Annotated in this window: 19 protein-coding genes; 10 read left to right on the forward strand and 9 right to left on the reverse strand. The window is 60.1% G+C overall.

Annotated elements, in window-relative coordinates; genetic code table 11:
- Positions 1-22 precede the first annotated feature (22 nt).
- Positions 23-1,318, reverse strand: coding sequence for a murein hydrolase activator EnvC family protein (locus tag PMI28_RS09240; protein ID WP_033063493.1), 1,296 nt, complete (start codon positions 1,316-1,318; stop codon positions 23-25).
- A gap of 241 nt (positions 1,319-1,559) precedes the next feature.
- The gene (gene gpmI / locus PMI28_RS09235; RefSeq protein WP_007989214.1) at positions 1,560-3,089 is read right to left on the reverse strand and encodes a 2,3-bisphosphoglycerate-independent phosphoglycerate mutase; all 1,530 of its coding nucleotides are present in this window, start codon (positions 3,087-3,089) and stop codon (positions 1,560-1,562) included.
- Positions 3,090-3,241: 152 nt separating this feature from the next.
- Here gpmI and PMI28_RS09230 point away from each other — a divergent pair, with 152 nt between their 5' ends.
- Genes PMI28_RS09230 through secB form a run of 3 tightly spaced genes read left to right on the forward strand, consistent with a single transcriptional unit; the run spans position 3,242 to position 4,453 of the window.
- Positions 3,242-3,655 carry a rhodanese-like domain-containing protein gene (locus tag PMI28_RS09230; RefSeq protein ID WP_007989216.1) on the forward strand — a complete coding sequence of 138 codons (414 nt, stop codon included), beginning with the start codon at positions 3,242-3,244 and terminating at the stop codon, positions 3,653-3,655.
- Between the two features lies 1 nt (position 3,656).
- A complete protein-coding gene (gene grxC / locus PMI28_RS09225; RefSeq protein WP_007989217.1) occupies positions 3,657-3,911 on the forward strand; it encodes a glutaredoxin 3 in 255 nt (84 codons plus the stop codon).
- A 56-nt stretch (positions 3,912-3,967) separates the two neighbouring features.
- Positions 3,968-4,453, forward strand: coding sequence for a protein-export chaperone SecB (gene secB, locus PMI28_RS09220; RefSeq protein WP_007972740.1), 486 nt, complete (start codon positions 3,968-3,970; stop codon positions 4,451-4,453).
- Positions 4,454-4,585: 132 nt separating this feature from the next.
- Here the strand turns inward: secB and trmL are convergent, their stop codons facing one another.
- A complete protein-coding gene (gene trmL, locus PMI28_RS09215; protein WP_007989218.1) occupies positions 4,586-5,041 on the reverse strand; it encodes a tRNA (uridine(34)/cytosine(34)/5-carboxymethylaminomethyluridine(34)-2'-O)-methyltransferase TrmL in 456 nt (151 codons plus the stop codon).
- Between trmL and PMI28_RS09210 the strand changes: the two genes are divergently transcribed.
- Positions 5,040-5,480, forward strand: a complete 441-nt coding sequence (locus PMI28_RS09210; RefSeq protein ID WP_033052685.1) for a hypothetical protein — start codon at positions 5,040-5,042, stop codon at positions 5,478-5,480. The genes trmL and PMI28_RS09210 overlap by 2 nt on opposite strands.
- A gap of 536 nt (positions 5,481-6,016) precedes the next feature.
- On the opposite strand, the gene ntrC is transcribed toward PMI28_RS09210, so the two are convergent.
- Positions 6,017-7,453 carry a nitrogen regulation protein NR(I) gene (gene ntrC / locus PMI28_RS09205; RefSeq protein ID WP_007989220.1) on the reverse strand — a complete coding sequence of 479 codons (1,437 nt, stop codon included), beginning with the start codon at positions 7,451-7,453 and terminating at the stop codon, positions 6,017-6,019.
- Positions 7,450-8,535: a nitrogen regulation protein NR(II) gene (glnL, locus tag PMI28_RS09200; protein ID WP_007989221.1), complete on the reverse strand. Its 1,086-nt coding sequence runs from the start codon at positions 8,533-8,535 to the stop codon at positions 7,450-7,452. The genes ntrC and glnL overlap by 4 nt, the downstream gene beginning before the upstream one ends.
- Positions 8,536-8,558: 23 nt before the next feature.
- Here glnL and PMI28_RS30565 point away from each other — a divergent pair, with 23 nt between their 5' ends.
- Entirely contained in the window at positions 8,559-8,717 is a 159-nt protein-coding gene (locus PMI28_RS30565; protein ID WP_157395778.1) for a hypothetical protein, read from the forward strand.
- A 48-nt stretch (positions 8,718-8,765) separates the two neighbouring features.
- Here the strand turns inward: PMI28_RS30565 and PMI28_RS09195 are convergent, their stop codons facing one another.
- The 3 genes from PMI28_RS09195 to glnA form a co-directional block, all read right to left on the reverse strand.
- Positions 8,766-9,386, reverse strand: coding sequence for a DUF4124 domain-containing protein (locus PMI28_RS09195; RefSeq protein WP_007989222.1), 621 nt, complete (start codon positions 9,384-9,386; stop codon positions 8,766-8,768).
- A complete protein-coding gene (locus PMI28_RS09190; RefSeq protein ID WP_007989223.1) occupies positions 9,383-9,898 on the reverse strand; it encodes a DUF4124 domain-containing protein in 516 nt (171 codons plus the stop codon). The genes PMI28_RS09195 and PMI28_RS09190 overlap by 4 nt, the downstream gene beginning before the upstream one ends.
- 297 nt (positions 9,899-10,195) lie before the next feature.
- A complete protein-coding gene (gene glnA, locus PMI28_RS09185; RefSeq protein WP_007970634.1) occupies positions 10,196-11,602 on the reverse strand; it encodes a glutamate--ammonia ligase in 1,407 nt (468 codons plus the stop codon).
- A 328-nt stretch (positions 11,603-11,930) separates the two neighbouring features.
- Between glnA and thiI the strand changes: the two genes are divergently transcribed.
- A complete protein-coding gene (thiI, locus tag PMI28_RS09180; RefSeq protein WP_007989224.1) occupies positions 11,931-13,385 on the forward strand; it encodes a tRNA uracil 4-sulfurtransferase ThiI in 1,455 nt (484 codons plus the stop codon).
- Positions 13,386-13,524: 139 nt separating this feature from the next.
- On the forward strand, positions 13,525-15,345 hold the full coding sequence (gene typA / locus PMI28_RS09175; protein ID WP_007989225.1) for a translational GTPase TypA: 1,821 nt from the start codon (positions 13,525-13,527) through the stop codon (positions 15,343-15,345).
- A gap of 467 nt (positions 15,346-15,812) precedes the next feature.
- Here typA and PMI28_RS09170 read toward each other — a convergent pair whose 3' ends face one another.
- Positions 15,813-16,250: a YkgJ family cysteine cluster protein gene (locus PMI28_RS09170; protein ID WP_007989226.1), complete on the reverse strand. Its 438-nt coding sequence runs from the start codon at positions 16,248-16,250 to the stop codon at positions 15,813-15,815.
- Positions 16,251-16,506: 256 nt separating this feature from the next.
- On the opposite strand from PMI28_RS09170, the gene PMI28_RS09165 reads away from it, so the two are divergent.
- The 3 genes from PMI28_RS09165 (at position 16,507) to PMI28_RS09155 (ending at position 23,803) form a co-directional block, all read left to right on the forward strand.
- Positions 16,507-18,957, forward strand: a complete 2,451-nt coding sequence (locus PMI28_RS09165; protein ID WP_007989227.1) for a glycogen/starch/alpha-glucan phosphorylase — start codon at positions 16,507-16,509, stop codon at positions 18,955-18,957.
- Positions 18,958-19,226: 269 nt separating this feature from the next.
- Positions 19,227-22,433, forward strand: coding sequence for a DUF2339 domain-containing protein (locus PMI28_RS09160; protein WP_007989228.1), 3,207 nt, complete (start codon positions 19,227-19,229; stop codon positions 22,431-22,433).
- Entirely contained in the window at positions 22,430-23,803 is a 1,374-nt protein-coding gene (locus PMI28_RS09155) for a DUF3999 domain-containing protein (RefSeq protein WP_007989229.1), read from the forward strand. Before PMI28_RS09160 ends, PMI28_RS09155 begins: the two co-directional genes overlap by 4 nt.
- Positions 23,804-23,991 lie beyond the last annotated feature (188 nt).

Genomic DNA, 23,991 nt, shown 5'->3' on the forward strand with positions numbered 1-23,991 from the left:
CCTAATGTAGGTGACTCTACGCCTATCCTTGCGCGTGGCACCATTGCGCAGGGTCACTCGGGTGACCCTGCTGACGAATTGCGAAATACAGCGCTGGTGTGTCCTGCCCGCCACTGTTACCGACAGTGGAAATAGGTTCACCGGCTTTTACAACGTCACCCGCAGACTTGAGCAGCGTCTGGTTGTGACCGTACAGACTCAAATAACCATTGCCGTGGTCGAGAATCACCAGCAGCCCGGCGCCACGCAACCAGTCGGCGAACACCACGCGGCCACCGTGCACGGCATGTACCGCACTGCCGGCAGACGCGCCGATCATCACGCCGTCCCACTTGGTCCGGGCATCGTCGCCACGGTTTTCACCGAAACGCGCCAACAGTCGACCATCGACAGGCCAGGGAAGTTTGCCGCGGGCTGATACAAACGGACCGCCAAAGGTCTCGCCGGAGCTGGAAACCAGTGCGCCAGGTGTCGACTTGACCGGTTTGCGCGGGGCGTCGTCGCTGGCATCTGCCTGCGCCTGGGCCTCACGTAAACGCTTTTTTTCGGCTTCCTGCTGGGCAATCAGCGCTTTTTGCCGCGCTTCTTCTGCCTCACGGGCCTGGCGGGCCAGGGTTTCCTCAATGGTTTTAAGGACTTTAGACAGGTCTGCCTGATCCTGCTCGCGTGCCGCCAGCTTCTGATCGCGAGCCTTTACGTCGTCATTGAGTTTGGCCAGGACTTGCTGGCGCTCCTTGCGGACTTTCTCGAGCTCGTCACGCTGGGTGTCGAGGCTGCTTTGCTGCACCAGCAGTTGCGCCTGCTGCATGGCGATGTCTTTCTCGACATTGGAAAGTTGGCGCAGGGTTTCGTTGAAGTTCTTCAACTGCTCCAGGCGAGCCTGGCTCAGGTAGTCGTAATAGGTGAGGGTGCGGGCGAATCTTTCCGGATTCTGCTGGTTGAGCAGCAGCTTGAGGTATTCCTGGCGACCGTTCTGGTAGGCCGCCCTGGCCTGAATGGCGATCAGTCGTTGCTGTTCAGTGCGCGCGCTCTGGAGTTTTTTTTTCTCCGCATCGAGCCGCTGCAGCTCGGCTTCGCTTTTCTTCAGCTCTTTCTGCAGGGCTTCGACCTGCTTCTCGAGCTTGCCCATTTCGGTTTCGGTGCCTTTGAGCTCTTTCTGCACACCGGACTTTTCTTCCTGCAGCTTGCCCAGCAGTTTCTTCAGCTCGGCAATGTCCTGACGCGTGGCGTCCAACTGTTGTTGGGTGTCTGCGCGCTCGTCGGCAAAGGCCGGTTGGAGCAGGCATGTCAGGGCTAGGGCTATCAGGACGCGAAGCATAGGGGCGGGCGGCACCAGGGAAAGGGACGGCCTAGTATGCCCGCCATGGGCGGCAAAAAAAATGCCCATTTCTGACTGTGTGATAACTGGAGCGAAGTTGCCCTTGAAAACACCCCAAACCAATGTGGGAGCGGGCTTGCTCGCGAAAGCGGTGTGTCAGGCAACATTAATGTCGACTGGCACAATGCCTTCGCGAGCAAGCCCGCTCCCACTTTGGTTTTGCGGTGTTTGAGTGGCCCGGTTATACCAGAATCGAACTCCCGGTCATTTCTGCCGGTTGCTCAAGGCCCAGCAACTTCAGCATGGTTGGCGCCACGTCCGCCAGCACGCCACCTTCGCGGACTTTCAAGTCGCGCTTGCCGACATAGATGAACGGCACCGGCTCGCTGGTGTGCGCAGTGTGCGCCTGGCCAGTGGTTTCATCGGACATTTGCTCGACGTTGCCATGGTCGGCGGTGATCAAGGCTTCGCCGCCGACTTTTTCCAGGGCATCGACGATGCGGCCCACGCACAGGTCCAGGCATTCAACAGCCTTGACCGCCGCTTCGAACACGCCGCTGTGACCGACCATGTCGCCGTTGGCGTAGTTGACCACGATCACGTCGTAACGCTGGTTTTCGATGGCGTCGACGATGCGGTCGGTGACTTCCGGTGCGCTCATTTCCGGCTGCAAGTCATAGGTAGCGACTTTCGGCGACGGAATCAGGATGCGTTCTTCGCCCGGGAACGGTTCTTCGCGACCGCCGGAGAAGAAGAAGGTCACGTGGGCATATTTTTCGGTTTCGGCAATACGCAGCTGGGTCTTGCCGTTTTTCGCCAGGTAGTCGCCCAGCACGTTTTCCAGGCTGCCGGCAGCGAAAGCCGACGGCGCAGGGATGCTGGCGGCGTATTGGGTCAGCATGACGAAACCGGCCAGTTTCGGCTGGCGGGCACGTTCGAACTCACTGAAGTTGTCTTCGACGAACACGCGGGTCAGCTCGCGGGCGCGGTCGGCGCGGAAGTTCATGAACACCACGGCATCGCCGTCTTCGACTTTTACCGGCTCACCGATGGAGGTGGCCTTGACGAACTCGTCGCTCTCGCCACGCTCGTATGCCGCTTGCAGGCCTTCCTGAGCGGTGGCGGCGTTGAATTCGCCCTGGCCATCGACAATCAGGTTGTAGGCCTGGGACACACGGTCCCAACGGTTGTCGCGGTCCATGGCGTAGTAACGGCCGATCAGGCTGGCGATCCGGCCTTTGCCCAGGGCCTGGAAGGTCGCGTCGAGCAGTTCGATCGACGACTGCGCGCTTTTCGGCGGAGTGTCGCGGCCATCGAGGAAGGCGTGCAGATAGATGTTTTGAGCGCCGCGCTTGTAGGCCAGTTCGGCCATGGCGACCAGGTGATCCTGGTGGCTATGCACGCCGCCATCGGACAGCAGGCCCATGAAATGCACGGCTTTGCCGGCGGCGACGGCTTTGTCCACGGCGGCGCAGATGGTCGGGTTCTCGAAGAACTCACCGTCGCGGATCGATTTGGTGACGCGAGTGAAGTCCTGGTACACCACGCGGCCGGCGCCCAGGTTCATGTGGCCGACTTCGGAGTTGCCCATCTGGCCGTCCGGCAGGCCGACGTCCATGCCGCTGCCCGAGATCAGGCCGTTTGGCACGGTGGCCCACAGACGATCCAGTACAGGCTTCTTCGCCGCGAAAATGGCATTGGATTCGGGGTTGTCGCTGTGACCGAAGCCGTCGAGAATCATCAGGACCAAAGGTTTAGGCGTGGTAGTCATGGAATTCGCTCTGGCTTAAGTAAAAAGGGGCGATGGAAAAGGGAGTCGCAGTTTAAAGCGAAGTTCCGGCCGCGTCACCGCCGGACGGGGTTTGGCCCACCATAGTGGCTGTGTATACTGGCCGACATTTTAACGCCCTGGAACCTCCTTCGATGGTTGCTCACCTGATTGAATTCGCCACTAACCACTACATTCTCGTCGGTATCTTCGTCGTACTGCTGGCGTTGCTGATTGCCTATCAAATGCAGGGCGGCGGCCGTAGCCTGAGCACCGGCGAACTGACCGGCCTGGTCAACAAGGACGCTGGCGTCGTGGTTGATATCCGTCCGAGCAAGGATTTCGCCGCCGGTCACATTGTCGGTGCGGTGAACATTCCCCAGGACAAACTGGCCGCCCGTGTTGGCGAACTGGAAAAACACAAGGCCAAGACCATCATCCTGGTCGACGCCATGGGCCAGACTGCCGGCACCCACGCCCGCGAATTGATGAAATCCGGCTTCACCGCCGCCAAGCTGTCCGGCGGTATCTCCAGCTGGAAAGCCGACAATCTGCCGCTGGTGAAGTGATATGAGTAGCGTCGTCGTCTATTCCAGCGATTACTGCCCTTACTGCTCGCGAGCCAAGTACCTGCTCGAGAACAAAGGCGTGGCCTTCGAAGAGATCAAGGTCGATGGCAAGCCGCAGGTGCGCGCTGCAATGGCCCAGAAGGCCGGACGTACGTCCGTGCCGCAAATCTGGATCGGCAGCACCCACGTGGGCGGTTGTGATGACTTGTTCGCCCTGGAGCGCGCGGGCAAACTCGACGCGCTGCTCGAGGCCTGACGGTTATACCCCAAACAAGCAAACCTAAAAGAACCCTGGATCAAGAAGGATCTGCGATGACTGACCAACAGAACACTGCTGCGAACGAAGAAGAAACTGCACCGCAATTCTCCTTGCAGCGCATTTATGTGCGTGACCTGTCCTTCGAAGCTCCGAAAAGCCCGGCGATCTTCCGCCAGCAGTGGGAGCCGAGCGTCGCCCTGGATCTGAACACCCGTCAAAAGACGCTGGAATCCGACTTCCACGAAGTCGTGCTGACCCTGTCGGTTACCGTGAAAAACGGTGACGAAGTGGCGTTCATCGCCGAAGTGCAGCAGGCCGGTATCTTCCTGATCAAGAATCTGGATGACGCTTCGATGAGCCACACCCTGGGTGCGTTCTGCCCGAACATCCTGTTCCCGTACGCTCGCGAAACCCTGGACAGCCTGGTGACCCGCGGTTCGTTCCCAGCACTGATGCTGGCTCCGGTGAACTTCGACGCGCTGTACGCGCAAGAGCTGCAACGCATGCAGGCTGCCGGCGAGACTCCGACCGTTCAGTAAGCATTCCTGAACGTCGAGGCAAGTCCAATGTGGGAGCGGGCTTGCTCGCGAAAGTGGTTGATCATTCAACATCAATGTTGACTGACACGACGCCTTCGCGAGCAAGCCCGCTCCCACATTTGTTATGCGGTGTTACTTGAAGCCGTTTTGGCGCCAGGCTTCGTAAACTGCCACTGCGACAGTGTTCGACAGGTTCAGGCTACGGCAGCCCTCGCGCATCGGCAGGCGCAGGCGTTGTTCGGCGGGCAGGGCATCCAGCACCTCGGCCGGCAGGCCACGGCTTTCCGGGCCGAACAGGAACGCGTCGCCCGGGGCGAAGCTGGCATCGTGGAACGGCCGCGAGCCTTTGGTGGTGAACGCGAACACCCGCGGGTGACCGAGGCTTTCCAGGCAGCTGGCCAGGTCCGCATGGCGTTGCAGAGTGGCATACTCGTGGTAGTCGAGACCGGCCCGGCGCAGGCGTTTGTCGTCCATCTCGAAGCCCAGCGGTTCGATCAAATGCAGGTGGCAGCCACTGTTGGCGCACAGCCTGATAACGTTGCCGGTATTCGGCGGAATTTCTGGTTGGAAAAGGATGACGTGAAACATGCACGGCTCCGAAGGTAAAGATGACGCGCATTCTACGCCGCCAGAAGGCGTGCGTTCGAAACTATTCCTGCGGGTAATGGGCTCGCTGGCGATTGTCGGGATGATGGTCGGGATGATGATCGGTCGCCTGACCGCGCCAGACCCCAGTCAGTTGCAGCAGGTTGAAGTGACGAGCGATGGACTGGTGGTGTGGTTCAACAACGAGCCCGAAACCCACGGCGAAATGGTGGACGGCAGTGTCGCGCTGCTGTTTGGCGCCGAGGGCAAGGCGCAGAAAGGCCAGCTCAAGCTCGGCGGCAAGGACGTGAACTGGCGGGTACGTTTGAGCGATGGGGGGTTGTTGCTGACACTGGTGGCGGCCCGGCCCCTGCAGGGCGAGTGGGCCGGTAGCGAGGTCGATGACCGCTGGCGGCTGGAGATCCATCTCCGGGAGCAATAAAAGAGGGAATCCCCGGCCTGCCTGTACCAAGGTTCCCGAAACGGGAGGCTCGTCGCGAGTGCGGTTTGAGCCTGGTGTAAAGAAGGAACCCCTGACCTGCCTGTATCAAGGGCCCCAAAACGGTCGGGCTCGTCGCAGCTGCGGTGTGAGCCCGGTGTTAAAGAGGGGAATCCCCGGCCTGCCTGTACCAAGGTCCCCGAAACCGGGTGGGTGAACTGATTCACTTGAAAGGGTTATTGCAGGGGGCGTGCCAGTTTTCACAATGAGAAACAAAAAACTGGTTTGAAACGCTGAAAGCCCCGAGATTCGGGGCTTTCGTGTTTTTTCGAAAGGGATTCGATTGTGAAAGCAGGTGGGGATGCGAAGCTGTTTTTGTGCGCGATTGCGGTTCACGGTGCATTCAGGCGGTGCACGCAGCTTTGAATGTGGGAGCGGGCTTGCTCGCGAAAGCGGTGTAACAGTCAACAATGATGTTGAATGTTATGGCCCCTTCGCGAGCAAGCCCGCTCCCACAGGATCGTGTGCTCAGTGAGTAATCAGGCTTCGTCGCCCTCGTCATCATCCCCACCATCAACCTTCATCCCCAATTCCTTGATCTTGCGCGTCAGGGTGTTGCGGCCCCAACCCAGCAAAACGGCGGCATCGCGGCGGCGACCGGCGGTGTGTTTGAGGGCGGTCTCGATCATGATCCGCTCGAAGGCCGGCACGGCACTGTCGAGCAGGCTCGACTGGCCACGGGCCAGCGCCTGGTCGGCCCACTGGCGCAGGGCCTGTTCCCAGTTGGTCACGGGTGCCGAATCCTGCGGCAGGCTCAGCAGCTCCGGCGGCAGGTCGCCGATGTGCACTTCGCGACCCGAAGCCATCACCGTGATCCAGCGGCAAGTGTTCTCCAGTTGCCGCACGTTGCCGGGCCACGGCAGGTTCTTCAGGTATTCCTCGGTTTCGTTTTTCAGCAGTTTTGGCTCGACGGCCAGTTCTTGCGCGGCGCGGCCGAGGAAGTGCTTGGCCAGGGTCGGGATGTCTTCGCGACGGTCCGACAGGCGCGGGATGTGGATGCGGATCACATTCAGGCGATGGAACAAGTCCTCACGGAATTTCCCGGCATGCACCAGGGTTTCCAGGTTCTGGTGGGTCGCAGCAATGATGCGCACATCGACTTTCACCGGCACATGGCCGCCGACGCGGTAGAACTCGCCATCGGCCAGTACGCGCAGCAAACGGGTCTGGGTGTCGGCTGGCATGTCGCCGATTTCATCGAGGAACAGCGTGCCGCCGTCGGCCTGTTCAAAGCGCCCGCGACGCAGATTGGCCGCGCCGGTGAACGCGCCTTTCTCGTGGCCGAACAGTTCGGATTCCATCAGGTCTTTCGGGATCGCCGCCATGTTCAGCGCGATGAACGGCGAAGCGGCGCGCGGGCTGTGCCGGTGCAGGGCGTGGGCCACCAGTTCTTTACCGGTACCGGACTCGCCGTTGATCAGCACGGTGATGTTGGAGTGGCTCAGGCGGCCGATGGCGCGAAACACCTCCTGCATCGCCGGCGCTTCACCGATGATTTCCGGCGTGCGGGTCAGTGCCGGGGCGACTTCCAGGCCCTGCTGCTCCTGAGCGTGCTGGTTGGCGCGTTTGACCAGGGAGACCGCTTCGTCGACATCGAACGGCTTCGGCAGGTACTCGAAGGCGCCGCCCTGATAGGACGCGACAGCGCTGTCCAGATCGGAGTGAGCGGTCATGATGATGACCGGCAACCGTGGATGCTGCTCGCGAATCCGCGCCAGAAGGTCCAGGCCGCTGGCGCCGGGCATGCGGATGTCGGAAATGATCACGTCCGGCTGCTGACGCGCCAGGCGGCTCATCACGCCATCGGCGCTGTCGAAGCTTTGCGTGGTCATGCCTTCCTGCTGCAGGGCTTTTTCCAGGACCCAACGGATAGAACGGTCGTCATCGACGATCCACACGGTTTCACTACGGCTCATGTCGATGTGGCTCCTTGTTCCAGTGGCAGAAAGATCGAGAAAGTGGTGTGGCCGGGGTGGCTGTCACATTCGATCAGGCCCTGGTGCTGGCTGATGATGTTCTGGGTAATGGCCAGGCCCAGCCCGGTACCGTCCGGACGACCGCTGACCATGGGAAAGAAGATGGTTTCCTGAAGTTCCGCAGGAATGCCCGGGCCGTTGTCGATGATCTCGATCTTGGTCACCAGGCGATGGCGCACATGGCCGATGGTGAACTGGCGCATGGTGCGGGTGCGCAGGCTGATGCGCCCCAGGCGCAGCTCGTTCTGGCTGCTGATGGCCTGCATGGCGTTGCGCACGATGTTCAGGACCGCCTGGATCATTTGCTCGCGGTCTATCAGCACGTCCGGAATGCTTGGGTCGTAATCGCGCACCAAGGTGATGCAGCCCTGGCTTTCGGCCTCTACGAGATGGCAGACGCGCTCCAGCACTTCGTGGACATTGCACGGCGCCAGTGACGGCAACTTGTTGGAGCCGAGCATTCGATCCACCAGGTTACGCAGGCGGTCGGCTTCTTCGATGATGACGTTGGTGTAGTCGCGCAGGCTTTCTTCCGGCAGTTCCCGGGCCAGCAATTGTGCCGCGCCGCGAATCCCGCCCAACGGGTTCTTGATTTCATGGGCGAGGCCGCGCACCAGCATCTTGCTGGTTTCCTGCTTCGACAGCTGCGCTTCTTCCTTGGTGATCCGCAGCAAGCGGTCACGGGGGTGGACTTCGAGCAGCAGCATCGTGTCGCCGTTGCTCAGAATCGGCGTTACCGCGTAGTCGACGGTCAGGGTCTGGCCGGTGAGGGCGGTGAGCATGGCTTCGCGCTTGGTGAAGGGGTGCGCTTGTTCGACAGCCTGGCGCAACGAGTTCAGCGCTTCGGCCGATTCGGTAAACAATTCGCTGATGAACTGCCCGTGGCTGCGCTGACCGCTGATGGCCAGCAGCATCTCCGCCGCCGGGTTCATGTACTCGAGGCGCAGTCCGGCGTCGAGCAGGATGGTGGCGGTGGTGAGGTTGTCGAGTAGCAAACGGTGGAGTGCGTCGCTAATGGTCATCGGGACCTCTTTTAGAGCAGAGCATGCGCAAGAAAAAAGCGCTGGTACGGGCAAAATGCAAAAACCAAACCAAGGCTCCGAAAAGAAGCGTTCAGCGCCTGAAACAGGCGTTTGACGCTCGTTTGCGTGGCGTTCTGCCGGCTTTTACGGGTACTTTCGAACCAAAATGGGTTGGAATGTGAGTACGGTGCAAGTATTTGCACCAATATAGTGCGCAAACCTGAACGAGGTTAGAAAAGTCGCAGGAAAGGATTTTTTTCTTCGGCGGGTTTGTCGCCGGGCGGACATTCCGGCCGCTGGCCGTAGTCTTCGAGGGAGCAGGGTTTGATCTTGCGCCTCTGGGCAAGCGACGTGCGCTGCATATGGAAGGGTTGGCTGGCGGTACGTTCGACAATGCGCCCCTGTTCGTCGAGGATTTCCACGGACAGGGTGTGACTGCCGCGATCGATGTTGCTCAACGGGAACACCGGGCTCAGGCCGGGTTCGGCGGTGGGCTGGCCGTCGAGCAGCAACCGGTAGTGGTGACCAGGTTGCAGGGCGGGTTCGTTGGTGGTGCTGACGATGACTTCGCCGGCGCTGCTGTGGATGGTCGCGTCGGGTTCCGGGACCAGGATGCGCAGCACGTCATAGTGGAACAGCGCTTGTTCTTCGGGATTGCTCTCGGCAAGCAACGGCGCTGCGCTGGTGGGGGTGGCTGCTATTCGATTGGTCATTGTCAGCGGTACACGCCTGGCGTTACCGGTTTTGGGTTGGTCGGTGAAAACCCGATTGCCTTGGTGGTCGACGTACGTAAAGACCTCCGCCGCGGCGGGCAGCGCGATGAAACAGGCGATCAGCAACCAGGCCTTCAAGGCGTGTGCACTCGTTGCACGGTGAAGGTCACGGTGGGGCTCTGCTGCACAACGTTTTCGCCATCGATCACTTGCACCGCGAGGCGGTGTTCGCCGCGATCGATGTTCACCAGTTGCAGGATCGGCACATTGCCTGGCTGGCCGTAGGGTTGATCGTCCAGCAGCAGCCGCAACAGATGCGGGCTTTGCAGGCGTGGCTTGATCTGTACGTTAACGGTGAACGTGCCGTTGTTGGCACGCAGGGCTTCGGTGGTCGGCAGGCCTGTCAGCTCAAGCACTTCATAGGTCTTGCGAGGTTGTTCATTGCGAGCGGTTTCAGCAGCAGGTGCGGCTTCGCCGGGAGGCTGGCGCTCAATGCTGTTGAGAGGTGGCAAGAGCACCGGTTGGGCACTGGTGCCGTCAGGCGGTTGATTGCTGTACGCGGTGGCGCCGTTGGCGTCTGTGTATTTGTAGATCTGCGCCATGGCGGGCAGGGCGATCAACAGCAGGATGAAGAGAAAACCACGACCCATGGAATCGACCGGAAACGAAAGCGTTGGGTTGCAGCATAGGTCAGGCTGTGTGTTTGAACCAAGCCGCTAAACATTTGGGTATGGTTTGCGAGATATTCCAGGCGCCACAAAACCCTGTGGGAGCGGGCTTGCTCGCGAAGACGTCAGTACACTCAACATCTGCTTATCAGACAGACCGCTTTCGCGAGCAAGCCCGCTCCCACAGGGATGTGCGTCAGCCGTTGAATCGTGGGCAATAAAAAAGGCCTCCCGAAGGAGGCCTCTTTTTGTCACGCCGCTTGCGCAGGCGCTACCGGATCAGCAGCTGTAGTACAGCTCGTATTCCAGTGGGTGTACGAAGGTACGTACCTTGATTTCTTCTTCGCTCTTCAGGGCGATGTAAGCGTCGATGAAGTCGTCGCTGAAAACGCCGCCTTTGGTCAGGAACGCACGACCTTTGTCCAGCTCTTCCAGGGCTTCCTTCAGGCTGCCGCAAACTTGTGGAATCTCTTTCGCCTCTTCAGGCGGCAGGTCGTACAGGTTTTTGTCAGCGGCGTCGCCAGGGTGGATCTTGTTCTGGATGCCGTCCAGGCCAGCCATCAACAGTGCGGCGAAGCACAGGTACGGGTTGGCAGCCGGATCCGGGAAGCGTGCTTCGATACGGCGGGCTTTCGGGCTCGACACGTAAGGAATACGGATCGAAGCGGAACGGTTGCGAGCCGAGTAGGCCAGCATCACTGGAGCTTCGAAGCCTGGAACCAGACGCTTGTAGGAGTTGGTTGCCGGGTTGGTGAAGCCGTTCAGGGCCTTACCGTGCTTGATGATGCCGCCGATGAAGTACAGGGCGGTGTCGGACAGGCCGGCATAGCCTTCGCCAGCGAAGGTGTTCTTGCCATCTTTCCAGATGGACATGTGTACGTGCATACCCGAGCCGTTGTCGCCGTACAGAGGCTTAGGCATGAAGGTCGCGGTGCGGCCGTAGGCATCGGCTACGTTGTGCACGACGTACTTCAGGGTTTGGGTTTCGTCGGCTTTCTTCACCAGGGTGTTGAACTTGACGCCGATTTCGTTCTGGCCGGCAGTCGCCACTTCGTGGTGGTGAACTTCGACGGTCAGGCCCATTTCTTCCAGTGCGTTGCACATGGAGGTACGGATTTCGTGGTCGTGGTCGAACGGTGGAACCGGGAAGTAGCCGCCTTTGACGCCTGGGCGGTGGCCTTTGTTGCCGCCTTCGATGTCCTGGTCGGACATCCACGAACCTTGTTCAGAGTAGATCTTGAACATGGAGCCGGAAATGTCGGACTTGAACTTGACCTGGTCGAAGATGAAGAACTCTGGCTCTGGACCGGCGAATACGGTGTCACCGATACCGGTGGCTTTCAGGTGTTCTTCGGCGCGCTTGGCGATCGCACGTGGGTCGCGATCGTAGCCTTGCATGCTCGAAGGCTCGATGATGTCGCAGACCAGGATCAGGGTCGGTTCTTCGGTGAACGGATCCAGAACAGCGGTGGAGTCGTCCGGCATCAGGATCATGTCGGAGGCTTCGATGCCTTTCCAGCCAGCGATGGAGGAACCGTCGAACATTTTGCCGACTTCGAAGAAGTCGTCATCCAGCGCATCGCGAGCCGGCATGGTCACGTGGTGCTGAGTGCCTTTGGTGTCCGTGAAGCGCAGATCAATCCACTTGACGTCATGATCTTTGATGAGTTGAACCGACTTCGACATAGTGTCCTCCGGGTGGCTTCGGGCTAGTAATGGATGCCCTTAAATGTGGGTGATGCCGGCGCGAATACTCTGCCAAGGCAACCTGCCTCACAAGGGAGCAAATTGCATGCCAGTGCCCCACCATGGGTTTTTTGCCCCAAAAACACGCTAGTGAGGGCATTTTGCGCTTTAAAGCAGAAAATCTCGCCCTGTAATGTGGCGCTAAATCCAATAAGTGACCTGTTTTGGTGCGCGCAAAACCTTCTGCACATTAACTGGTTAAACCTTGAGCAATTTCCGCTATAATCCGCGCCCCCCTTTTTCGGCAGGCCCTGCGCGCGCTGTTTCCATGAAATTAATCGTAAAAGTCTTCCCCGAGATCACCATCAAGAGCCGCCCGGTACGGATGCGTTTCATCCGTCAATTGGCCAAGAACATCCGTGCCGTGCTCCGCGATCTGGACCCGGCCGTGGTGGTGAACGGCGTGTGGGACAACCTCGAGCTGGAAACCCGCGTCACCGAGCCCAAAGCCTTGAAAGAGATGGGCGAGCGCCTGAGCTGCATGCCGGGCATCGCGCATTTCCTGCAGGTCGATGAATACCCGTACGTCGACTTCGACGACGTGCTTGAAAAGTGCAAGCTGCACTATGGCGATGCGCTGGCCGGCAAGATCTTTTCGGTGCGCTGCAAGCGCGCGGGCAAGCACCCGTTCAGCTCCATGGATGTCGAAAAATACGTCGGCAGCCAGTTGCGTCGCCAGTGCGGCGCCGCCGGAATTGACCTGAAAAACCCGGAAATCGAAGTCCGTATCGAAATTCGCGACCAACGGTTGTTTGTGATCCATAACCAGCATAACGGCATTGGCGGTTATCCGCTGGGCGCGCTGGAGCAGACGCTGGTGCTGATGTCCGGCGGCTTCGACTCCACCGTGGCGGCCTACCAGATCATGCGCCGCGGCCTGATGGCGCATTTCTGCTTCTTCAACCTGGGCGGACGTGCCCATGAACTGGGCGTCATGGAAGTCGCGCATTTCATCTGGAAGAAGTACGGCAGCTCCCAGCGCGTGTTATTTGTCAGTGTGCCGTTCGAAGAAGTGCTGGGCGAAATTCTCGGCAAAGTCGATAACAGTCATATGGGCGTAGTATTGAAGCGTATGATGTTGCGCGCTTCGTCCCAAATTGCCGATCGACTGCACATCGAGGCACTGGTCACCGGTGAGGCGATCTCCCAGGTGTCGAGCCAGACATTGCCGAACCTGTCGGTGATTGATTGCGTGACCGACAAACTGGTCTTGCGCCCGCTGATCGCCAGCCACAAACAGGACATCATCGATACGGCCAACGAAATCGGCACCGCCGATTTCGCCCGGCACATGCCGGAGTACTGCGGCGTCATCTCGGTCAATCCGAAGACGGCCGCCAAGCGCTACCGTGTCGAGCACGAAGAGAAAGAATTCGATATGGCGGTGCTCGAGCGTGCGCTCGAAAACGCCAAGCTGGTGCCGATCGATCGGGTGATCGACGAATTGGGCCAGGACCTGCAGATTGAAGAAGTCAGCGAAGCGCTGGCCGGTCAGATCGTCATCGACATCCGTCACCCGGATGCCGCTGAAGACGACCCGCTGGACCTTGCTGGCATCGAGGTACAAACGATGCCGTTTTATGCACTGAACGCTCGTTTCAAGGAACTGGACCCTACTCGCCAGTACCTGCTGTATTGCGACAAAGGCGTGATGAGTCGCCTGCATGCCCACCATTTGCTCAGTGAGGGGCATGCCAATGTGCGCGTTTATCGACCGAGCTAAGTGCCCGGGGCTGTTTGCCTGTGGCCTGCGTCACCGGCCCCCCGATGCCACCGTCAAGCTGTAACGGCTTTCACGGACGCTACTGTTAATCGCTGCCAAGACTTGTCAGCACACCGAATCCTCTGATCGAGATACACAAGTGATCGAAAATCTACGTAACATCGCCATCATTGCCCACGTTGACCATGGTAAAACCACCCTGGTAGACAAACTCCTGCGTCAATCCGGCACCCTGGAGCGCAACGAGCTCAACGACGAGCGCGTGATGGACTCCAACGACCAGGAAAAAGAGCGCGGTATTACCATTCTGGCGAAAAACACCGCCATCAACTGGAACGGCTACCACATCAACATCGTGGACACCCCGGGCCACGCCGACTTCGGCGGCGAAGTTGAACGCGTAATGTCGATGGTTGACTCCGTTCTGCTGCTGGTTGACGCTCAAGACGGCCCTATGCCGCAAACCCGTTTCGTGACCAAGAAGGCTTTCGAAGCCGGCCTGCGTCCAATCGTGTGCATCAACAAGGTTGACCGTCCAGGCGCGCGTCCGGACTGGGTTCTGGACCAGATCTTCGACCTGTTCGACAACCTGGGCGCCACCGAAGAACAGCTGGACTTCAAAGTCGTCTACGCCTCGGCCCTGAACGGTATTGCCGGTCTGGACCACACCGAAATGGCTGAAGACATGACCCCGCTGTACCAGTCGATCGTCGACAACGTACCGGCGCCGGCTGTTGACCGTGAAGGTCCGTTCCAGATGCAAATCTCCGCACTGGACTACAACAGCTTCCTGGGTGTTATCGGCGTTGGCCGTATCGCTCGTGGTCGCGTCAAGCCGAACACCCCGGTTGTCGCTATCGGCGCCGACGGCAAGAAGCGTAACGGTCGTATCCTGAAGCTGATGGGTCACCACGGTCTGCACCGTGTAGACGTTGAAGAAGCTGCTGCAGGCGACATCGTATGCATCAGCGGTATGGACTCGCTGTTCATCTCCGACACCCTGTGCCACCCGGACACCGTTGAAGCGATGAAGCCGTTGACCGTCGACGAGCCAACCGTTTCCATGACCTTCCAGGTAAACGACTCGCCATTCTGCGGTAAAGAAGGCAAGTTCGTGACTTCCCGTAACATCAAGGAACGTCTGGACAAAGAGCTGCTGTACAACGTTGCACTGCGCGTTGAAGAAGGCGACTCGGCTGACAAGTTCAAGGTTTCCGGCCGTGGCGAGCTGCACCTCTCGGTACTGATCGAAACCATGCGTCGCGAAGGCTTCGAAATGGCTGTAGGCCGTCCGGAAGTGATCATCCGTCTGGTTGACGGCGTGAAGCACGAACCGTTTGAAAACGTCACCATCGACCTGCCGGAAGAATCCCAGGGCAAGGTGATGGAAGAGATGGGCCTGCGTAAGGGCGACCTGACCAACATGGTGCCGGATGGCAAGGGCCGTGTACGTCTGGAATACAACATCCCTGCTCGTGGTCTGATCGGTTTCCGTAACCAGTTCCTGACCCTGACCAACGGCGCTGGCATCCTGACCTCGATCTTCGACCGTTACGACGTGATGAAGTCCGGCGACATGTCCGGCCGTCAGAACGGCGTTCTGGTTTCGGTTGAAACCGGCAAGGCACTGACCTACTCCCTGGAAACCCTGCAGGCGCGTGGCAAGCTGTTCGTTGAACACGGTCAGGAAATCTACAACGGTCAGATCGTTGGCCTGAACAGCCGTGACAACGACCTGGGCGTCAACCCTACCAAGGGCAAGAAGCTCGACAACATGCGTGCTTCGGGTAAAGACGAAACCATCGCCCTGGTTCCACCTGTTCGCTTCACCCTGGAACAGGCTCTGGAATTCATCCAGGACGATGAATTGTGTGAAGTGACTCCAAAGTCGATTCGCCTGCGTAAGAAAATTCTTGACGAAAGCGAGCGTACCCGCGCTGCCAAGAAAGCCAAGGCATAAGATTTAGCCCCGGCTGAACGAAAACGCCCCCGGTCGAAAGGCCGGGGGCGTTTTTGTTTGTGTGGCCGTAGCAGCTGCCGAGCCTGCGAGGCTGCGTTCGGGCGCGCAGCGGCCGCAAAACGCTTACGACTGCTTCGCAGCCGAACGCGGCCTCGCTGGGGCTCGACCGCTGCTACATCGAGCAGTAACGGTCGTTAAAACTTTTCGAGGGTTTGGCGGATCACTGCGCTCGAACAAGCCAAGGCATAAGATTTAGCCCCGGCTGAACGAAAACGCTCCCGGTCGAAAGGCCGGGGGCGTTTTTGTTTGTGTGGGATTTATGCGGTGTTTGTGCCGGCCCCTTCGCGGGCAAGCCCGCTCCCACAGGGTTTTGTGTCGTACATATAATTTATGTCCGGCACCCATCAATGTGGGAGCGGGCTTGCCCGCGAAGGCGGCCGATCAACCGCCGAAAATGTCAGGAGGTATCAGAACCGCTCGATACTCCGCGAATTCCGCTCGCGCTCCACTTCTTTCGGCTTGTACGCGCAATACCCCGGCCGCGGGCCGATTTTCGGGTGGTTGCGGCAAGTATCCGGGCGCTTTTCATAAATAGTGCACAGACGGCTCTTACGATCCAGGTACAGGCAATCGTTGTTGCTCATGCGCTGCAGGGTGAAGATTTCCGACTTCTGGTTGTAACGCTCGACGATCCCTTCCTTTTGCAGGCGCTTGGCAATGTTCTTCGGCGGATCACCGCGCTCGAACTCGTCGACGATACCGATGCGGATCAGATCCTTGATCTTGACCTCGACGGGCAGGGTGCAGCAGCTGGACATGCACGAGCCGCACATCGGGGCAGAGTACTTGGCCCAGGTATCGAGGCGGTCGATCTCTGCGGCAGCGATCAGGTTCGGCTTCATCATCGTTTGTTACCAGCGTGTGCATCAGGGCGCGCGATCATACCGGGACTGGTGGATTTTTGAACAACCTTTCGCCAGATTTTTTTCGCGGGCGGTGCAAACAACCGGAAAATAGGCACGGGCCCTGCATTCATTCAGGCACATGACAACGCATTGTCGGACCAGCTCGTATTCAAAGGAAAAACTGCCGAACCAGAGCCTCTACCGCCTGTCAGACCGTCTAGGCTCAGACAACCCAAGCTCGCTCGAGGTCCTATCGATGACTCAAGAACCACTTGTTCGCGAAGCAGAGGTGGCCGCATTCCGCGACGCCGTCTTGACCAAACTCACTTATGCAGTGGGTAAAGACCCGGATCACGCCTTCGACCATGACTGGTTCGAAGCCATTGCCCTGGCCGCGCGGGATCACATGGTCGAGCACTGGATGGACCACACGCGGCAGATTTACCGCAAAGGCCAGAAGCGCGTTTATTACCTTTCCCTGGAGTTTCTCATCGGCCGGCTGCTCTTCGACAGCCTGAGCAACCTCGGCCTGCTCGATGTGGCCCGTGAAGCCCTGACCGAACTCGGCGTCGACCTTGAGCGCATCCGCTTGCTGGAGCCCGATGCGGCTCTGGGCAACGGCGGCCTCGGGCGTCTGGCGGCGTGTTTCCTGGAAAGCATGTCGACTCTCGGCATCGCCGGTCATGGCTACGGCATCCGCTATGAGCACGGGTTGTTCCGCCAGGCGATTGTCGACGGCTGGCAGCAGGAGCAGACCGAACACTGGCTGGATTTCGGCAACCCCTGGGAGTTCGAGCGGCCGGAAGTGGTTTACACCATCGGTTTTGGCGGCAGTGTCCAGACCCTGACCGACGACGCCGGCAAATCCCGGCAAATCTGGTCCCCGGCGGAAACCGTGCGGGCGATTGCCTACGACACGCCGGTGGTCGGCTGGCGCGGGGCGAGCGTCAACACGCTGCGCCTGTGGCGCGCCCGGGCCATGGAAGATTTGCACCTTGAACGATTCAACGCCGGTGACCATCTGGGTGCCGTGGCCGAAGTGGCCCGGGCCGAAAGTATTTCCCGGGTGCTGTACCCGGCGGACAGCACCGAGGCTGGCCAGGAGTTGCGCCTGCGCCAGGAGTATTTCTTCGTCGCCGCCTCATTGCAGGATTTGCTGCGCCGCCATCGCAACATGCACACCTCAGTGCTGACCCTGGGCGATCACGCCTCGATCCAGCTCAACGACACCCACCCCTCGATTGCCGTGGCCGAACTGATGCGGCAATTGGTCGACGTGTATGACGTGGCGTGGGATGCGGCCTGGCAGGTCACCGTCGATACGTTGTCCTACACCAACCACACCTTGCTTCCCGAAGCGCTGGAAACCTGGCCGGTCGGCTTGATGGAGCGCATGTTGCCGCGGCACATGCAGATCATTTACCTGATCAACGCCCACCACATCGACTCCCTGCGGGCCAAAGGCATCCACGACTTCGACGTACTGCGCGCGGTGTCGCTGATCGAGGAAGACAACGGTCGCCGGGTACGCATGGGCAACCTGGCGTTTCTCGGCTCCCACAGCGTCAACGGCGTGTCCGGTTTGCACACGCAACTGATGCGCAAGACGGTGTTCTCCGAACTGCACAAGCTCTACCCGGAGCGGATCAACAACAAAACCAACGGCATCACCTTTCGTCGTTGGTTGTATCAGGCCAACCCCGAGCTGACCTCGATGCTGGTCGATGCCCTCGGGCCTGAAGTGCTGGATAACCCGGAAGAGCGCTTGCTCGCCCTCGAACCGTTCGCCGAGAAAAGCGCGTTTCGCAAGGCGTTTGCCGAGCAACGCCTGCACAGCAAGAAAGCCTTGGCGTACCTGATTCATGAGCGCTTGGGTGTCGCGGTGAACCCGGCGGCGATGTTCGACGTACAGGTCAAGCGTATCCACGAATACAAACGCCAGTTGCTCAACCTGATGCACACCGTGGCGTTGTACCAGGCGATCCGCGCGGAGCCGGAAATCGACTGGGTGCCTCGGGTGAAGATCTTCGCCGGCAAGGCGGCAGCCAGTTATCACCAGGCCAAACTGATCATCAAGCTGACCAACGACATCGCCCGGGTGGTGAACAACGACCCGACCGTGCGCGGCTTGCTCAAGGTGGTGTTCCTGCCCAACTACAACGTCAGCCTGGCGGAGAGCATCATTCCGGCGGCGGATTTGTCCGAGCAGATTTCCACCGCCGGTTTCGAAGCATCCGGTACCAGCAACATGAAATTCGGCCTGAACGGCGCGCTCACCATCGGCACTCTGGACGGGGCCAACGTGGAAATGTGCGAGCGCATCGGCGCCGAACACATGTTCATCTTCGGCCTCAGTGCGCAGCAGGTGGAAGCACGCAAGCAGAACCATGAGTTTAGTGCCGTACCGGACATCGCCGCATCCCATCGTCTGAACGATGTGCTGCAAGCGATTCGCGGCGGGGTGTTCTCGCCGGATGATCCGTCCCGTTACACCGGGTTGATCGATTCGCTGGTGGACTACGACCGCTTTCTGGTCTGTGCCGACTTCGATTCCTACTGGAACGCGCAGATGCGCGTCGAAGCCCATTGGCACGATTCGAAAGAATGGTGGCGTTCAGCGGTGTTGAACACGGCGCGGATGGGTTGGTTCTCGTCCGACCGGACCATCCGCGAGTACGCCACGGAGATCTGGAAGGCGCTGGAGTAGTTTTACCCCCGTATTGCCGGGCTAGGTCGATATACTAAGCGTCATCTTCACCCCCTGTGGGAGCGGGCTTGCTCGCGAAAGCGGACTGACATTCACTATCAATGGTGAATGTGATGTCCCCTTCGCGAGCAAGCCCGCTCCCACTTTGGGTTTGTGGTGCAGATGTAATCTGCTCTCACACTGGATTCCGGGTGTCTGGCCACTAGACTGAACCAGACGCTGTACCACCCGGATTTGCCCCGCGATGGGGCTGCTTAGGGATATCAACCATGCAATGGATTTTTATGCTCGTCGGGCTGGTGCTTGGCTGGATACTCGACGAGTCATTCAGTGATGCGCTGCTGGGCGCATTACTCGGATTGGGTATCGGCCAGGCGATTGGCATTGCGCGTTTAGGGTCTAAGGCGGTAGAGCAGCAGCGCCTGCTGGAACAGGCGCAGATAGCGCTGCAAGCGGTCGAGCAACGGCTGGCGGCGCTCGAAGCGTCAGGCGTCAAGGCGCCGGAAACCCGCGAACCATTTGTATCACCTGAAACCATCCTTGATGAAGTACCTGCCGCAGCCACGGAATTGATCTGGGAATTGCCGCCAGAGCTCGAGCCGATCGCCGCAGCGGCCAGCGAAACCAGTCGTCCACAGCCTGTCGATGCCTGGAAGCCCGAGCCGATCGCTCGCGCAGCACAACCACCTGTCCCCCCGCGTGGCCCGAATCTCATTGACCGCGCCATCAGCCGCGCCCGCGCCTGGCTGTTCGGCGGCAATACCGTGTTGCGGGTCGGCGTGGTGCTGCTGTTCCTCGGCCTGGCCTTTTTGTTGCGCTACGCCACCGAAGGCATGGTGGTGCCGGTTGAGTTGCGCTACGCAGGCGTTGCGGCGGCAGCATTGGGTTTGCTTGGGCTGGGTTGGTGGTTGAGAACCCGCAACAGCAGTTATGCGTTGATCCTGCAAGGCGCCGGGATCGCCGTGTTGTACCTGACAGTGTTTGCCGCGATGCGCCTGCATCCGTTGCTCGACCCCACGGCGGCATTTGGCCTGTTGGTGGCAGTGACGGTCTGTTCGGCAATCCTCGCCATTACCCAGGATTCCCTGGGGCTGGCTGCCGCTGCCGCACTGGGCGGATTCGCCGCGCCTATCCTGGCCTCCACCGGCGCCGGCAACCACGTCGCGCTATTCAGTTACTTTGCCCTGCTCAACACCGGCATCCTCGCCATTGCCTGGTTCAAGGCCTGGCGGCTGTTGAATGTCATCGGGTTCAGCGGCACCTTCGGCATCGGTTTCGCCTGGGGCCTGCGCTCCTACTCGCCGGAGCTGCTGTGGAGCACCGAGCCGTTTCTGACTGTGTTTTTCCTGATGTACCTGGCCATTGGACTGCTGTTCGCCCGGCGCAAGCTGATGGAGATGGGCGATGCACCGACAGAGAACAGTCGCGAAGCGCTGCTGCAGTGGTCGGCGCGCAAGGGAGACTACGTCGACGGCACGTTGCTGTTCGGTCCGCCGCTGGTGGGTTTCGGCTTGCAGTTCGCACTGGTGCAGCATCTGGAATTCGCCGCGGCGTTCAGTGCCTTGGCGCTGGGTATGATTTACATGGGGTTCGCCCGTTGGCTGATGGCCGGGCGCACCCTGTTGCTGGGGGAAACCTGCCTGGCCTTGGGCGTGATCTTCGCCAGCCTGGCGATTCCGCTGGGGCTCGATGCACGCTGGACGACGGCGGCGTGGGCGGTGGAAGGCGCGGGGATCTTCTGGCTCGGCCTGCGCCAACAAAGGCCCTTGGCCCGGGCCTTTGCCTTGCTCCTGCAACTGGGTTCGGCACTGGCGTTTCTCAGCGAGTTGCACAGCAGCGAGAGCAGCCTGCTCGGCGGTGTGCCATTAGGCGCGCTGTTGCTGGGCATCGCATTGCTGTTCAGTTTCCATCAGTTGCGTAAAGCCTTGCCGGAACAGATCAGGCCTTGGGAACTAAAGGGCCTGCCGGTATTGGCTTGCCTCGGGCTGGCGTTTCTCTATTTGCTGGCACCGTTGTTTTTCTTCAGCCACGGCACGGTAATCAGTTGGGCCTTGGCCGGGGCGCTGACATTGTTTGTCGGCCTGCAGCTGCAATCGCGCACGTTCCTGTTCACCGCGCTGGCTGTGCAATGGTTGGGTGGCGCGCTGTTCCTGGTGACAGGACCGCAGTTCAGTGACGGCCTGCAACCCTTGGCCCATGGCGGATTCTGGGCGCCGCTGGTGCTGGGATTGGCCGCGATGGTCGGTGCCTGGCGTTTGCAGATGGGTCGTTCGCCCGGAGCGTTCGAAGGACTGAGTCTATTGCGGTTGTCCCAGGCGTTGCTGGTGTGGGGCGCAGGCTGGTGGGCGTTGGCCTGGGTCATCGACGTGCTGCACTTTGCGCCGTTGCCGATGCAGGCGACCTTGTTGTTGAGCGTCGCTGCCGTGAGTGTTGCGTTGTGGACGATATTGGCACTGCGCCTGAGTTGGCCGTCGCTGGGGGGACTCTGCACGGTGTTGATTCCTGTTGCGGCGCTGGTGCTGCTCGCGGCCTGGCATTCGCGTTATCACCCGGCCGCCAACTTCGGCTGGCTGGCGTGGGCCGCGGTGTTCGCGGTGCATTTCATGTCCCTGCGACGCCTGGCGCCAATGCTGCCGACACAGGCATCGAGTGTCGCCCATGTGTTTGGTTGCTGGCTGTTGATTGGCGTGCTGGCCCTGGAGATGCGTTACGGCTTGCTGGTGTTGTCCGAGCAATACAACGCCTGGCGCTGGTTGGGCTGGGCGATTCTGCCAAGTCTCTATCTGCTGTTGATGGCGGCACCTCGCGCGTGGCCTTGGCCGGTGTCGGCGTACCCACGCGAATACCGCGTATACGCTGCCGCGCCACTGGCGTTGTTGATGCTCGGTTGGTTCTGGCTGGCGAATATGGCCAGTGACGGCAACGCCGAGCCATTGCCCTACGTGCCATTGATCAACCCGCTGGAGCTGGGCCTGTTGTTTGCGTTGTTCGGCGTCTATGTCTGGTCCCGCAGCGCCATGACGCAACTGGCGGTCCGCGAGGATTACGCCGCCAACGCCACGCAATGGGTCGCAGGTGCTTCGCTGTTCGTGTTCTTTACTGCGCTGGTGATGCGCACGGCGCACCATTGGAGCGCCGTGCCCTATGAGCTGGATCTGTTGCTGGAGTCGATGCGGGTACAAGCCGGGCTGTCCATCGTCTGGACCTTGATGGCCCTGAGCCTGATGATCGGCGGCCATTTGCGTCGCCGCCGCGAAGTCTGGCTGATCGGCGCCGCCTTGATCGGCGTGGTGGTGGCCAAACTGTTCTTTGTCGAATTGAGTAATCGCGGCGGGCTGGCGCGGATCGTGTCGTTTATCGGTGTCGGTGTGTTGCTGCTGGTGGTGGGCTATTTCGCCCCGCTACCGCCCAAACGCGCCGAAGCTGTGCCGGATACCGAGAAACCGGTCCCGGAATCCGAAGGAGTGTCATCTTGAATCAGAAGCTGAACCTGGGCTGGCTGGGCGCTGTTGCAATGGGTGTGGTGTTGTCGACGGTTGCGCAGGAAAAACCGGCGGACTTCACCACGCAAGTGCCCTTGTCGGTGACGGGCGAAGGCCCTTGGTATCGCCTTGAGCTGCCCCTGAGCGTACAACTGAACGCACGGCAGGCTGACCTGAGCGATGTGCGTGTGTTCAATGCCGTGGGTGATGTTCAGGCTTATGCCCTGGCCCGGCAGTCGGCGCAGAGCAGTGAAACCCGCACCTTGACCGAGGTGAAATGGTTTGCGCTGTACAGCTCGGTGGACGCCACTGAAACCGCGCCGAGCGTGCGGGTGCAAACGAGCGCCAACGGCACGTTGGTCGAGGTACAGCCCTCCAGTCAGCTGGAGGCGGGTGAGGAGGAGTTGCGCGGCTGGCTGCTCGACGCTTCCGCTATCAAGGCACCGTTGCAGCAGTTGATTCTCGACTGGACCAGCGAGCACGACGGCTTCCAGCGTTTCACTCTCGAAGCCAGCGACGATTTGCAGCATTGGCGGTCCTGGGGCGAAGGGCAGGTGGCGCGCCTGACCTTTGCCGACGAGCGGGTCGAACAGCGTGCAATCAGCCTGCCGGGCCAGTCGGCGCGCTACTTGCGGTTACTGTGGATCACACCGCATTCGGCGCCGACGTTGACTTCGGCGCAACTGCAAAGCGCCAGCACCCGCAGCCTGCCGCTGCCGTTGGTCTGGTCCCAGGCATTAGCCGGCAGCAGCGTGAAGGCGGGTGAATACACCTGGCAGTTGCCGATGGGGCTGTATGTCGAGCGGGTGCAGGTTGAGTTGAGCCAGCCCAACAGCCTGGCGCCGGTGAGCCTGGCCGGTCGTCGCGACAGCAGCCTGCCGTGGCAGCCAGCGGTCAGCGGTTTGCTCTATCGCCTGACCCAGAACGGTCAGGACGTAGTGCAAAACGAATTGTCGTTGTCAGGGCAATTCGTACAGCAATTGAAACTGACCGTGGATGAACGCGGTGGCGGCCTGGGTGTTCAGGCGCCGACGCTGAAGTTTGCCGTGCGCGCCACGCAACTGGTGTTCCTGGCGCGCGGGCCAGGGCCTTATACGCTGGTCGTGGGAAATTCGACGGCGAAGGCGGCGAACCTGCCGCTGTCGACGCTGATTCCGGATTACAGCCCGGAGAAGCTGGCGACCCTGGGCCGGGCCATGGTGGATGTCGGGGCGGTGGCCTCTAAGGCAACGACGGAGAAAACGCTGGCGACGACGGACATCCACTGGAAGAAGTTCGGCTTGTGGGCGGTGTTGTTGCTCAGTGTCTTGTTCCTGGCGGCGATGGCGTTCAGTTTGCTGCGCAAGCCGTCTGCCAAATCCTGAAGAAGGCTGGCGCTTCGCGCCATTCGCGAGCAAGCCCGCTCCCACATTGGACCAGCTGTGCACACAGCATTTTTGTGCCACGCAGCAGATCCAGTGTGGGAGCGGGCTTGCTCGCGAATACGGTCTGCCGATCACTAAAGATATTGAAATCTGCTATCCATTCGAGCTCCACGCGCAGCCCATTTCCA

This window comes from Pseudomonas sp. GM48, assembly GCF_000282335.1.
Lineage (GTDB): Bacteria > Pseudomonadota > Gammaproteobacteria > Pseudomonadales > Pseudomonadaceae > Aquipseudomonas.

What these genes read in the sequence shown, in the direction of transcription:
- PMI28_RS09240 (WP_033063493.1), bottom strand. Translation starts at nt 1,318, where the DNA reads ATGCTTCGCGTCCTGATAGCCCTAGCCCTGACATGCCTGCTCCAACCG.
- gpmI (WP_007989214.1), bottom strand. Translation starts at nt 3,089, where the DNA reads ATGACTACCACGCCTAAACCTTTGGTCCTGATGATTCTCGACGGCTTC.
- PMI28_RS09230 (WP_007989216.1), top strand. Translation starts at nt 3,242, where the DNA reads ATGGTTGCTCACCTGATTGAATTCGCCACTAACCACTACATTCTCGTC.
- grxC (WP_007989217.1), top strand. Translation starts at nt 3,657, where the DNA reads ATGAGTAGCGTCGTCGTCTATTCCAGCGATTACTGCCCTTACTGCTCG.
- secB (WP_007972740.1), top strand. Translation starts at nt 3,968, where the DNA reads ATGACTGACCAACAGAACACTGCTGCGAACGAAGAAGAAACTGCACCG.
- PMI28_RS09210 (WP_033052685.1), top strand. Translation starts at nt 5,040, where the DNA reads ATGCACGGCTCCGAAGGTAAAGATGACGCGCATTCTACGCCGCCAGAA.
- trmL (WP_007989218.1), bottom strand. Translation starts at nt 5,041, where the DNA reads ATGTTTCACGTCATCCTTTTCCAACCAGAAATTCCGCCGAATACCGGC.
- ntrC (WP_007989220.1), bottom strand. Translation starts at nt 7,453, where the DNA reads ATGAGCCGTAGTGAAACCGTGTGGATCGTCGATGACGACCGTTCTATC.
- glnL (WP_007989221.1), bottom strand. Translation starts at nt 8,535, where the DNA reads ATGACCATTAGCGACGCACTCCACCGTTTGCTACTCGACAACCTCACC.
- PMI28_RS30565 (WP_157395778.1), top strand. Translation starts at nt 8,559, where the DNA reads ATGCGCAAGAAAAAAGCGCTGGTACGGGCAAAATGCAAAAACCAAACC.
- PMI28_RS09190 (WP_007989223.1), bottom strand. Translation starts at nt 9,898, where the DNA reads ATGGGTCGTGGTTTTCTCTTCATCCTGCTGTTGATCGCCCTGCCCGCC.
- glnA (WP_007970634.1), bottom strand. Translation starts at nt 11,602, where the DNA reads ATGTCGAAGTCGGTTCAACTCATCAAAGATCATGACGTCAAGTGGATT.
- thiI (WP_007989224.1), top strand. Translation starts at nt 11,931, where the DNA reads ATGAAATTAATCGTAAAAGTCTTCCCCGAGATCACCATCAAGAGCCGC.
- PMI28_RS09170 (WP_007989226.1), bottom strand. Translation starts at nt 16,250, where the DNA reads ATGATGAAGCCGAACCTGATCGCTGCCGCAGAGATCGACCGCCTCGAT.
- PMI28_RS09165 (WP_007989227.1), top strand. Translation starts at nt 16,507, where the DNA reads ATGACTCAAGAACCACTTGTTCGCGAAGCAGAGGTGGCCGCATTCCGC.
- PMI28_RS09160 (WP_007989228.1), top strand. Translation starts at nt 19,227, where the DNA reads ATGCAATGGATTTTTATGCTCGTCGGGCTGGTGCTTGGCTGGATACTC.